This window comes from Sphingopyxis sp., assembly GCF_040216815.1.
GTDB lineage: Bacteria > Pseudomonadota > Alphaproteobacteria > Sphingomonadales > Sphingomonadaceae > Sphingopyxis.
In genome coordinates, this window is sequence record NZ_JAVJOJ010000001.1 from 445699 (window position 1) to 457379 (window position 11681).

11 protein-coding genes are annotated in these 11681 nt (G+C 64.5%); 1 reads left to right on the plus strand and 10 read right to left on the minus strand.

Annotated features, from left to right (window positions below):
* Nucleotides 1-10: 10 nt before the first annotated feature.
* From RIA72_RS02165 to RIA72_RS02195, 7 genes are read right to left on the minus strand one after another with little or no spacing between them, the layout of a single operon-like run.
* The gene (locus RIA72_RS02165) at nucleotides 11-943 is read right to left on the minus strand and encodes an acyl-CoA dehydrogenase family protein (protein ID WP_350030712.1); all 933 of its coding nucleotides are present in this window, start codon (nucleotides 941-943) and stop codon (nucleotides 11-13) included.
* A complete protein-coding gene (locus RIA72_RS02170) occupies nucleotides 943-2106 on the minus strand; it encodes an acyl-CoA dehydrogenase family protein (protein ID WP_350030713.1) in 1164 nt (387 codons plus the stop codon). The genes RIA72_RS02165 and RIA72_RS02170 overlap by 1 nt, the downstream gene beginning before the upstream one ends.
* A complete protein-coding gene (locus tag RIA72_RS02175; protein ID WP_350030714.1) occupies nucleotides 2106-2855 on the minus strand; it encodes an enoyl-CoA hydratase family protein in 750 nt (249 codons plus the stop codon). The genes RIA72_RS02170 and RIA72_RS02175 overlap by 1 nt, the downstream gene beginning before the upstream one ends.
* A gap of 12 nt (nucleotides 2856-2867) precedes the next feature.
* Nucleotides 2868-3920: an NAD(P)H-dependent flavin oxidoreductase gene (locus tag RIA72_RS02180; RefSeq protein ID WP_350030810.1), complete on the minus strand. Its 1053-nt coding sequence runs from the start codon at nucleotides 3918-3920 to the stop codon at nucleotides 2868-2870.
* Nucleotides 3921-3933: 13 nt separating this feature from the next.
* Nucleotides 3934-4833 (minus strand): enoyl-CoA hydratase, encoded by a 900-nt coding sequence (locus tag RIA72_RS02185; RefSeq protein WP_350030715.1) that lies wholly within the window; start codon nucleotides 4831-4833, stop codon nucleotides 3934-3936.
* Nucleotides 4830-5624 (minus strand): CoA-transferase subunit beta, encoded by a 795-nt coding sequence (locus RIA72_RS02190; protein WP_350030716.1) that lies wholly within the window; start codon nucleotides 5622-5624, stop codon nucleotides 4830-4832. The genes RIA72_RS02185 and RIA72_RS02190 overlap by 4 nt, the downstream gene beginning before the upstream one ends.
* A complete protein-coding gene (locus RIA72_RS02195) occupies nucleotides 5624-6508 on the minus strand; it encodes a CoA transferase subunit A (RefSeq protein WP_350030717.1) in 885 nt (294 codons plus the stop codon). The genes RIA72_RS02190 and RIA72_RS02195 overlap by 1 nt, the downstream gene beginning before the upstream one ends.
* Nucleotides 6509-6614: 106 nt before the next feature.
* Between RIA72_RS02195 and RIA72_RS02200 the strand changes: the two genes are divergently transcribed.
* Nucleotides 6615-7775, plus strand: a complete 1161-nt coding sequence (locus RIA72_RS02200; protein WP_350030718.1) for a cytochrome P450 — start codon at nucleotides 6615-6617, stop codon at nucleotides 7773-7775.
* A gap of 37 nt (nucleotides 7776-7812) precedes the next feature.
* Here RIA72_RS02200 and RIA72_RS02205 read toward each other — a convergent pair whose 3' ends face one another.
* The 3 genes from RIA72_RS02205 to RIA72_RS02215 all read right to left on the minus strand — a co-directional run bounded on the left by RIA72_RS02205 (nucleotide 7813) and on the right by RIA72_RS02215 (nucleotide 11596).
* Complete coding sequence (locus RIA72_RS02205) at nucleotides 7813-8898, minus strand: Rieske 2Fe-2S domain-containing protein (RefSeq protein ID WP_350030719.1); 1086 nt, start codon at nucleotides 8896-8898, stop codon at nucleotides 7813-7815.
* Nucleotides 8899-9071: 173 nt separating this feature from the next.
* Nucleotides 9072-9944, minus strand: a complete 873-nt coding sequence (locus RIA72_RS02210) for an amidohydrolase family protein (RefSeq protein ID WP_350030720.1) — start codon at nucleotides 9942-9944, stop codon at nucleotides 9072-9074.
* Entirely contained in the window at nucleotides 9941-11596 is a 1656-nt protein-coding gene (locus tag RIA72_RS02215) for a class I adenylate-forming enzyme family protein (protein WP_350030721.1), read from the minus strand. Before RIA72_RS02215 ends, RIA72_RS02210 begins: the two co-directional genes overlap by 4 nt.
* Between the last annotated feature and the right edge of the window lie 85 nt (nucleotides 11597-11681).

Sequence of the window (11681 nt, forward strand, 5' to 3'; positions counted from 1 at the left end):
GGCTTTATCCTTATGCGAATGTGTGGCGGGGGCCGATCCGCTGCGCGCCCCCGATGACGGCGTGGTCGACACGCGATTGATGAAAGGCGCGGCTCCCCCATGCGCCGCCCAGCGCCCAGGCGCGCTTCATCCAGAAATGCAGATCGACTTCATAGGTGTAGCCCATCGCGCCATGGACCTGGATCGCGGTTTCGGCCGCAAGATAGGCTGCATCGGTCGCAGCGACCTTCGCATGGCTGATGTGGAGCGAAGCGCTCGAAAGCCCGTCGTCCATCGCCGTCGCGGCGCGCCAGAGTACGGGTCGCACAAATTCGAGCGCCACCGCAACATCGGCAAGCCTGTGCTTGATCGCTTGAAAGGCGCCGATCGGCTGGCCGAACTGCTCGCGAATCTTGGCATAATCGACCGCCTGATCGAGCATCGCTTCGGCAAGGCCGACAAGCTGCGCCGCCGCCATCAACGCGCCGAGGTCGAGCAGCAGCGGGTCGGCATCGTCGGTCGCGGGCAGGGCCGCGAGATTGCGGAGCGGATCGACGCTGGCGATCGCCTCGCCAGTGCCATCCGCGACCCAGCCGTTGATCCTGTGAGCCAGAGGAAAGCGCCGCTCGCCGCCCGCGATCGCAGCCACTTCGTCGGTCTGGTTTCGTGCAAGCAACCAGGGAACGGCAACCAGAGCCGTGTCGACGAGCGGCTCGGCAAGGCACGCCCGGCCGCATTCGCGCGCGATCAGCGCGGCGTCTAGCAGGCTCCGCCCCAGCCCACCCTCGGCCTCCGGCACCAGCAGCCCGGTGAGCCCCATCTCCGCGAGTCCGCACCAGATCGCGGGATCGCGGTTGCCTTCGGCATCGAGTCGGCGCAGCACGTCCGTTCCATGGGTTCCGGCCAGATACTGCCGCACCGCATCGGCAAGTTCGAGGCTGTCGGGTGCGATACGAAAGTCCATCAGCCCGCTCCCACACGCGGCAATCCGAGCAGGCGTTCGGCGGTGATGTTGCGCTGAATCTCGTTCGATCCTGCATAGATCGGGCCCGACAGCGAGAAGATGTAACCATCGAGCCAGTCGTTGATCCGGCCATCGGCAAAGTGGCGCAGCTCGGCCGCGGCACCCAGCAATTGCATCGCCGTACGATGCATCGCGCGGTCGAGCTCCGACCAGAAAATCTTGTTCAGGCTCGCTTCGGCGCCAATCGATCCGCCAGCCATGATCTTCGCGGCGACCGCATAGGTGTTATAGGCATAGGCCTGCGTATCCATCCACGCCTTGCTGACCGCCTCGCGCGCGGCCGGAGAGGCTTTGTCGCTGTGCGCGCGGAACAGGTCGACGAGCCGGCTTGCAGTAGCCTGGAAGCGGCCGGGCGAACGCAACATCAAGCCGCGTTCGAACCCCGCGGTCGCCATCGCAACCGACCAGCCGCTTCCCTCGGCGGCAAGGCGATTTTCGACCGGCACGCGAACTTCGTCGAAAAAAAGTTCGGCAAAGCCAGGATTTCCGTGCAACTGGCGGATCGGACGCCGCGTGATGCCGGGCGTGTCGAGGTTGAAAAGCAGGAAGGAAAGCCCCTTGTGCCGCCTGCTCCCCGCCTCGGTACGGAACAGGCCGAAACCCCAGTCGGCGAAACTGGCGCGGCTCGACCAGGTCTTTTGCCCGTTGAGGATGTATACATCGCCCTCGCGCCGGGCCGTCGCCTTGATCGCCGCCATGTCGCTGCCCGCCCCCGGCTCCGACCAAGCCTGCGCCCAGATCGTCTCTCCGCGCGCCATTGCGGGCAGAAAGCGCGCTTTCTGCTCACTCGTGCCGAACTCCATGATGGTCGGGCCCAGCAGGAAAATGCCGTTCTGATTGGCGCGAAGCGGCGCCCCCGCCGCCCAATATTCTTCCTCGAAGATCAACCATTCGATCAGGTCGAGCCCGCGTCCGCCATATTCGGCGGGCCATGTCACCATTCCCCAATTTCCCTTGGCGAGCTGGCGTTCCCACTCGACATGCTGGTCGTATCCTGAGCGGCATTCGAGCGTGACGAGCGGCTCCGGCGGCACATGCGCCGCCAGCCAGTCGCGCACTTCGGCGCGGAAAGCGTCCTGTCGGGGTGTATAGGAAAGCTGCATCAGAATTCGGCCGCTTTCCCCGTTTCGACGAACGCATCGCGCGACTTCTGCGAATCCTCGTGCATGTACATTTCGAGCGTGAAGCCCTGTTCCCAGCGATAACCGCGGTCGACGTCGCGGGCCTCGAGGCCGTTCAATGCCTCCTTGGCGATGACGAGCGCCTTGCGGCTTTTCGACGCGACGGTCGCGGCAAAGGCGCGCGCCTCGCTCTCAAGATCGGCGCGCGGCACGACGCGTTCGACGGCGCCCAGCCGCCATGCCTCGTCTGCGCCGATGTTGCCCCCGGTAAAGAAGGCGGCGCGCACCTTGTGGAGCGGCAGCATACGCGACAAATGGCTGGCGCCGCCCATCGCGCCACGATCGACCTCGGGAAGCGAAAAATAGGCGTCGTCGGCGGCGATGATCGTATCCGACGCGCCGCAGATGCCGATCCCGCCCCCGATCACGAATTTGTGAACCGCGCTGATCACCGGAATTTCGGCGTCGCGGATCGCCTTGAAGGTCAGATAGTTGCCGCGATTGAGCAACGTGATCCGTTCGGGATGCGCCTGCATCTCCTTGATGTCGACGCCGCCGCAGAAACCTCGACCCTCTGCGCGGATCAGGATGCAGTGCACGGCCGGATCGCGCGCGGCCCCGGCGACGATATCGGGAATCGACAGCCAGGTCGCGCTGTCGAACGCATTGACCGGCGGGACATCGAAAATGATTTCCGCGATGCGGTCGCTGATCGTGCATGTGATACCCATCGGCTCGCTCCCTCAACCCGTCAGCGCGGCGATGCGTCCGCGCGCATCCTTTTCGATCCGGCCGACCAGCTCGGCACAGCTCGGAAGGTCGCGCAGCCGCCCCGCGACAAGCCCCGTCGCCATCAACCCATTGCGCGTATCGCCCGCGACCACGGCGCGCTGGATCAGCATCGGCGCCGCAGCGGCCATCATCGCCTGCGCAAGCGAAAGATCGCCGTGGCTCGTCATCGCGCGGGCCGCCGCCAGCACCTCGCGCCACGTCATGCCGGTCTGGCGCTTCATCGCGAGGCCCGCCTCCACCGCACGCATCCCCATGCCGATCCGCCCCGACGCCTCGATACGGCGGAGGAGGGGGTTCACGATCATGCGTTGGGGAAGGCCATCGATCTTGGTCGACACCGCGATTTCGCCGGTGCCCGCCGCGGTATAGGCCGCCTTGGCCGCCGCCGGAACGGGACTGTCGGAAGTCATCAGAAAGCGTGTCCCCATCGCGATCCCGGCTGCGCCATAGGCAAGCGCCGCCACAAGGCCGCGCCCGTCGGCAAAGCCGCCCGCGGCAACGACCGGCACATCGACCGCGTCGAGCACCTGGGGCAGCAACACCGTCGTCGCGACAGCGCCCGTGTGTCCCCCGCCCTCGCCGCCCTGCACGGTGATCATTTCACACCCGAGCGCCGCCATTTTTTCGGCGTGCTTGACCGCTCCGACCGTGGGGATGCACAGGATGCCCGCATCGCGAAAGCGCGCGATCATGGCGGCATCGGGGCCGCGCCCGAAACTGACCGCACGCACCCGGTCGCGATGGGCCAGGATGATCTCGACGATCTCGGCCGCGCCGGGCTGAAAGCTATGGAAATTGACCCCGAAACCATGCGGGGTCAGATCCCTGAGCAGCGCGATCGCTTCGCCGAGTTCGGCGGGCCGCATCACGGCGCCCGCAAGAAAGCCGAACGCGCCCGCATTACTCGAAGCGGCGACGAGCGCCGGCGTCGCGATCCAGCCCATCGCGGTCTGGATCACGGGCAACCGGCAGCCGAGCCTTTGCGTCAGCGGCGTGGCGAGCACATCGGCCAAGGGCTCAGTCCCCGCTCGCCTGGCGCTTGTTCTGCTCGGCCATCTTCTTGCCGTCGAAACCCGCTATATAGTCGCCCTTGACCAGCGTGTTGTTGGCGTGCGCGAAATGATGATAACCGAAGGCGGCGTCGATTCCGGCGTTCTTGCCCGCCAGCGTCTCCATGTGATTGCACGCCTGCTTGGCGAGTTGCAGCGCCAGCCGCGGCTGCTGCGCGATGCGCGCGGCGACGCGCTCGACTTCGGAGGCCAGCTCGGCGCGCGGAACGACGCGGTTCACCATCCCCGCCTGCAAGGCGCGAGCGGCGCTCATGCGTTCGCCAAGAAAGAGAAATTCCTTCGCGAGCCGGACATTGAGTTCGTGGCAATGCGCAAAATATTCGAGCCCCGGAAAACCCATTTGCAGCACCGGGTCCTGGAAAAAGGCGTCGTCCGAAGCGATGATCAGATCGCACACCCAGGCGAGCATCAGGCCGCCCGCGATGCACCCGCCATGGACCTGCGCAATCGTCGGTTTGGGGATGTCGCGCCATCTTTTGCACATCCCGAGATATTGTTCCTGCTCGCGCGCATAGGCCTTCTCTGCACCGGCCTTGTTGGCGTGGTCGTACCACATCAACCGGCGCTCGACGCTCGAATGAAAGTCGCGGCCGGGCGTGCCGATATCGTGTCCGGCGCTGAAATGCTTGGCGTCGGACTTCAGCACGACGACCTTGACCGCATCGTCATCGACCGCGCGCACGAACGCATCGTCGAGCGCATAGGTCATCTGGCTGTTCTGGACATTGTGGAACTGCGGGCGGTTGAGCGTCACCCAGGCAATCCCGTCCGCCGCCGTATAAAGGACGGGTTCGGCGGTTTCATATACGGGGGGTTCGTCGACCGGCGCGATCAGATCGTCGTTCATGCGGCTGCTCTCCTGGCCGGGGGATTGTCCTTGAACACGCCTGCCCTGATATTGTGGGGGTCGAGCCGGTCGATGATCGCGAGGGCGTCGGTGTCCGGAAGCGGCGTTTCGGCAAGCGCGCCCTTTTCGACCCGAAAGCCGGTCGCCGCCTGCACCATGTCGAAGCTCACGCCGGGGTGAAGCGAAACGACGCGAACGGCATGATCGGTGCCGCCAAAGTCCATCACGCACAGATCGGTAACGATCAGGCGCAGATCGATGCCCGAATAATTGCCCCCGTCGATCCGCTTGGCGGGATTATATCCCGCGCTCGACACCATATCGACTTCGCCTTCGACGAACACGCGCGGCGAATGCGCGGGAATGAACATTGAATTCGGATGATAGATCGAATTGCCCGGAAATCCGCGAACGCCGAGCATCTGCACCTTAGGCTGTGCATGGGTGCCGCCGAGCGCCGAGAGATTCGTCTGGCCAAAGCGATCGACCTGCGTTGGCGTAACCATCGCGTGCCGCCGGCCCGACCAGACCGCGGCGTCGAAGAAACGCGAGAAAGGAAGATACCCCGACGCCTTCACCGCATGGTCGCCGCGCGGCCCGATGGGCACGGGCTGCTCGACAAGGAACGCCTCGCCGTCGGTCATCATCAGCCCCGGCGAATGCGTGAGCTTGGCAAGCCCGGCGGCGATGCGCGGGATCGGCCCGATTCCGGTAGCAACAATTTCGCGCGGCGTCCGAAAGGCTTCCGAACAGGCGAATATGCAAAGATCCGCAAGCGTGATGTCGCGCATCAGAATATCGGCAGCGGGAGCTCCGCCACCGCCTCCTTTCCGCCAAAGCCCCGAAGATATCGATCCTCGTCGCCGCCGACGAAGCGATCGGCGACCGCGGCCCATTCGCCCGGTTCGCGCGCCGCTTCGACATATTGCTTGAGAGCGCCCATATCCCAGCCATAATGCGGCGGCATCGACGTCGGATGGGCGCCGGCCTGCCGTTCGACCACCCCGGTGACGAAGCAGCGTTCGAAGAGGTTGGCCCGCGCATCGTCGGGATAGGATTCCTCCATCCGGTCGACGAGTTCTTCGCAGGACACAAAGCAGCGTTCGGCGGCGCGCGCGAACCATTCGTCATAATAGGTATCGGGGCCAAACAGCTGGACGTTGCCGCGCCGGTCGGAGCGGTTCACGTGCAACAGCGCGGCGTCGAGCTTCAACGCGGGCATGGCGATCAACAGCTCGCCATCATCATAAGGCGAGCGGACGTGGCGGAGGCCGCCGAGATCGGCCAGGTCGGTCCCGAGGCCGGCGCGCGTCGGCAGGAAGGGCAGGCCGAAAGCCGCCGCCTTCAGTCCCCATTGGAACATTCCTTCGTCGAGTTCGAGCACCTCGATCGCCCCCGCCTCGCGCGCCTTGCGAAACCAGGGTTCGAGCGGGATGACGTCGAGCGACACAAAGGCGAAGACCAGCTTTCGCACACGGCCCGCAGCACACAGCATTCCGACGTCCGGCCCGCCGTATGAAACAAGGGTCAGATCCTTGAGGTTCGAGCGCAGGATCTCGCGCACCAGCGCCATCGGCTTGCGCCGCGGCCCCCAGCCGCCGATACCGAGCGTCATCCCGTCGCGCAGTTCGGCGACGATGTCCGCCGCGGACATGGTCTTGTCGATCGATTTCACGTCACTCTTCCCAACATCGTGCCCCCGTCGATGCCCGCCGCACCGTCAGCGCAAAATCACCATTTGTGGGTATCGTCGGCAGCGGACTCAAAGCAGATTGAGGTCGATGATCACGCCGCGCCCGCCGACGGAAGACGAACGGAAGACCGCGCATGTCGCCCGCTCGGGGGGCTTTGTGCGCCATGGCGATACTGTGGCGGACTTTGCGGGCGCACGTGCCGTGCTTCGCGACGAGCAAGCCCGACAAGCGGGCTTTCTGGCGAACCTCGTCGACCGCTTCGGAAGCATCCGGCCGCCAATTCTCTTTTTGTCGGGCGAGGCGCACCGCCGCCAACGCAAGGCCACCGCCCGCTTTTTCGCGCCCGCGGCCGTGTCCGGTCGCTATCGTGCGCTGATAGCCGCCGAAACCGAACGGCTTCTCGGCACGCTGCAGCGTGAGGGGAGCGCCAACCTCGACGCGCTGGCGCTCGAGCTGGCCGTGGCCGTGGCGGCCGCCATCGTCGGCCTCACCGACAGCGACCGGCGCGCGATGGCGCAGCGAATCGAAGCCTTCACCGCAGGCGGCGGCACGGCGCGGTCAGGGATTCTCGCCTTCGCGCGCATGATCCTGAGCCAATGGCATGTGTTTCGCTTTTTCCGGCGCGACGTGCTCCCCGCCATCGCGTCGCGCCGCGCCGAACCGCAGGACGATGTCATTTCGCACCTGATCGCCGAAGGCTATGCTGATCGGGACATATTGACCGAATGCGTCACCTATGGTGCGGCCGGCATGGTCACGACGCGCGAGTTCATCACCATGGCGGCCTGGTGGATGTTCGAGCGCCCCGAACTCCGCGCGCATTTCATCGCCGCCGACGAGGCGGGCAAGATCGCACTGCTCGAAGAAATATTGCGAGTCGAACCCGTGGTCGGGACGCTTTATCGCCGGTTGCCCGGCGTCGCGCGCGCCGTCGCAATCGACATCCGCGCGGCGAACGGCGATGAAGCGGTCGTCGGCTCCTGTCCGCATCGCGTCGATCCCGATCGGCCGATCGCCGCGAAAGTCGGCCGGTCCGTGATGTCCTTTGGCGACGGCGCACATCGGTGCCCTGGTGCATTGGTGGCGCTGCACGAAGCGTCGATCTTTCTGGACGCCCTGCTGCGCCTTCCCGGCATCCGGCTTGAGAAGGCCCCCGGCATCGCCTGGAATCCGATGATAACGGGTTACGAGTTGCGCGGGGCGCGGATCGTGTGCGACGTTCAAGCCCCGCGCCCGATCACCGAATAACATCCTTCTTCGCGCGCGGCGGCGACGCGGCTTTTCATCAGGCAGCGGCGCTTCGCCGGCCCACTTCGTCATCGCGGTCCACGGTGACGACGCGGCGCGGCAGGCGCGCGTGAACGTCGGCAGCCTCGGCAAGCGGTCGGTAGAATTGCGAATACCAAAGGCGATTTTTGTCGGTCGGCCCGTCGCCGCGCACCATCAGCGGGTGGAGACACGGCCGCTTGTGCACCCAAATCTCAAAATCCTGGCGCAGCGCGTCGGCGCTCGCCTGAGCATAGGCGTGCGCGGCGCGGATGTCCGCATCGACCGCGGGCCGCCCCATATCGACCATCAGCGCGTGCCACACCTGGACGAGACCGTCTTCGACCGGCGTGTGTGCGATCAGCATATGCGTCGGAAAACTTCCGCGCATTCGCGACTGCAATATGGCCGGTCCGGTATACCAGGTGTCGAGTTCGAGCAGATCTTCGGCCGTGTCGACCAGCGTTCGGTGCCCGGCGCCGAACATCTGCCATTGGCGCGGACCGTCGAACTCATTGTAGAAATAGCGAATGTTGCGTGATCCGTGGATAGGCGAAAAATGCGCAAAATCGGTCATATTATCAACGATCTCGACCGGATGCTGCGGCAAGGTGCCAAGGTCGTCGATCATCCAGCGAACCCAGTGCGGATGGTCCCATGCCTCGAATCCGGGAAGCAGGTCGGGCTGGGGCGGATGTCCTTCCGCATCGTGCCATGCCCAGATCACGCCCGCACGCTCGACCACATCCCAGTGATAAATGCGCGCGGCTTTCGGGGGCTTCTGGTCGCTGTAGGGGATTTGGTTGCAGACCCCGTCGGAACCGAAGCGCCAGCCGTGAAAGGGGCATCGGATATTTTCGCCCTCGATCCGCTCGCCGTCCATCACGATGTAGCTGGTGCTGTTCCGTCCCAGATGCGCACCCATGTGGGGACAATAAGCGTCGACCATATAGGCCCGGCCGCTCTCGCCGCGATACAGGACCAGGTCCCGCGCAAAGAAACGGCACGACAAGGGGACGGACGCAAGATCGGCGCTCGGCGCCACCATGAACCAGCCGCGGGGAAAGATGTGTGGGCCCAGGCGATAATCGGCAGTCGTGGCCACCCTGCACTCCTTGCGAATATTTTATTTACGGCTTAGACGCATAACACATATGATATGGCATTTCATTCCAAATTTTGCGTAATGAGTTGGCAGGAAAGTGCCATAATCCGAAAATGGGCCAGCCGCTGGCAGTCAACCCCCGCCCTTCTTTTCGGCTGCCGCGGCAGCCGGCCTCAATCGGCGATGCGATAGACCTTTCGCGCATTGCCCGACAAAAATTTGCGCCAGACTTCGTCGCGAAAAGGCACTTCGGGCAATTCGCGGAAGATGCGATCCAGGCTCAATCCCATCGGAAAATATCCCGCGTAAAGAATCTTGTCGCCGCCTCGCGTATTGGCAAAGTCGACGATCGATTTCGGATAATGTTTGGGCGCGAAGGCGCTCGTCGCATAATAGAGATTGGGATATTTCAGCATCAGCTTCACCGCGAGATCCTCCCACGGCTCCCCCCCGTGTCGCATCACGACCGTCAGTTCGGGAAAAAACCAGCAAATCTCGTCGAGATGTTCGACCTTCTGCGTTTCGAACGGAATGCGCGGTCCGGGCACCCCGACGGTGAGGTTGATCGGCAAGCCCAGCTCGGCGGCGACCGTATAGAGGGGGAACATATATTTGTGGTTGATAGCGACCTGCGGATAGGTGCCCGCGGGAAAGACGCTGATCGAACTCAGGCCGACCTCCGCATGAACGCGCCGGATGCGGCGGACCTCATCCAGCCCGGCGTTCGGATTGCACGGCAAGTCGAACAGGAACCGGTCGCGGCAGCGTTCGAGCACGCGGTGGCAGGTTTCGCTTCCGCGCCATGCGACCAGCGCCTTCGCAATCCCATGCCGGTCCATTTGCGCCAGCGTCCAAGTCAGGAAATCGTCGACCGCCTCCAGCTCAGGTATATCCTTGAACATATATTGCGCTGGCATGGCGAATTCTTCGAGGCTCTGCCGGTCGCGAATCAGCGGCCGAAAGGCGGCGTACCAGTCCGATCGATTTTCCCGCTCGGGGATTCCCATCATGCAATCGATGATTTCCACACCGGCCGGAATAGTCATTCTGTCCGCTCCTGTTGCATTCTTTCCCAGCAATCGCGCAGCGAAGCCTTGTCGATCTTGCCCACGGCATTGCGCGGCAGCGGATTGCGGGTGAAGACGATGCGTGTCGGCGCCTTGTACGCAGCGAGATTGGCAGCAACGAGTGCGCGCATCTCCTCCTCTGACGGATCGGGCCGCGCTTCGCCGATCGCGACGACGGCAACCAGCCGTTCGCCGAGCCGCGGGTCGGGAATCCCGAACGCCGCACATTCGACGACCCGGCCGTCTTCGCAAAGAACGCGCTCGACCTCGGCACAGTAGATATTTTCGCCGCCCGAAATCACCATGTCCTTCTTGCGGTCGACGATGAACAAAAAACCTTCGTCGTCGATGCGGCCGACGTCGCCGGTCTTCAGCCAGCCCTCGGCGTCGAGCACATCGGCGGTCTCGGCCGGCTGCCCCCAGTATCGCTGCATCACCGTCGCGCCGCGGACGTGAATTTCGCCGGCCGCGCCCGTGGGCAATATCGCCCCATCCTCGCCCACTATCCGCACATCGACGATCGGCATCACCCGTCCCGACGATGCGCGCTTGCGCAAAAATTCACGCCCCATCGCCATCGCAACCGTTCCAGTGGTTTCGGTCATGCCATAGCCGCTACCGATCACCGCATGGGGGCAGGCGCGCGCAATCGCGTCCACCAGATTGACCGGCAGCGCCTGCCCCCCCGTTCCGATATTGGCGAGCGAGGAGAGGTCGCACTGGCCAAGGTCGGCCCGGTTCAAAAGGTCCCATATCATCGTCGGCACCCCCGCAAGCGCCGTGATCCGTTCGCGTTCGACCAGCATCGCCGCCGCCTGCGCCTCCCAGCGCGACATGACGACCACCTTGCCGCCCGCCAGCATCGTGCTGAGCAGCCCGGCCGCGAGCCCCGAAATGTGGAACAGCGGAAAGACCAGCAAGGTCGCCGCCTGCCCTCGCTTCGCCAGCAACACGTCGGGCGGGATACCATGGTCGCGGGCAAGGTTGTGCAACACCATCAGGCCGGCGAGCTGGACGCTCATCAACCCGGTCACGAGATTGCGGTGGGTCAGCACCGCACCTTTGCTGAATCCCGTCGTTCCCGAGGTAAAGAGGATCGCGGCGGGAGCATCGGCGTCGCGATCGGCGGATGCCTGGAACCGTCCCGTCTCGCGAAAATCGCGCGCCCGAAGGATCGGGATGCGGCATCCCGCCGCGCCGAGCATCTCTGAACGCCGGTCGTCGGCCAGGATCAGGCGAAGCGCTGTCGCCTCGGCCGTCGAACGCAGCGCCGGCGGTGCCAGCCGGCTGTTCACCAGAACTGCGACCGCCCCCGTCGCAACGAGCGCAAGAAACGCAATCGCCCAATCGATGCCGTTGCGCATGGCGATCCCGACATGGTCGCCCGCACCGATGCCGAACTCCCCGGCAAGCTGAGCCGCCAGAGCATCGGCCCGCTCGAAGCTTTGCGCATAGGAGAGCCGTCGATCAGCCTCTACCAGACATGTAGCATCGCCATGGCGGCGGCATTCCGAAAACAGATCCCGAAGATTGCGGGGCGCGCGCGCGAATTGGACTCGCCCGACCGCATCGCGGGCCAGCTCGAACGGCTCCCCCGCCCCGGTCAGCGTTTCCAGGACCGGGTCCGTCATCGCCGCACCGCTCTGCACAATGGCAATGTTTTCGCTTTACGGACCAAGGATTGCGTCGCATTATCGTACGCAGAATACGAATTGG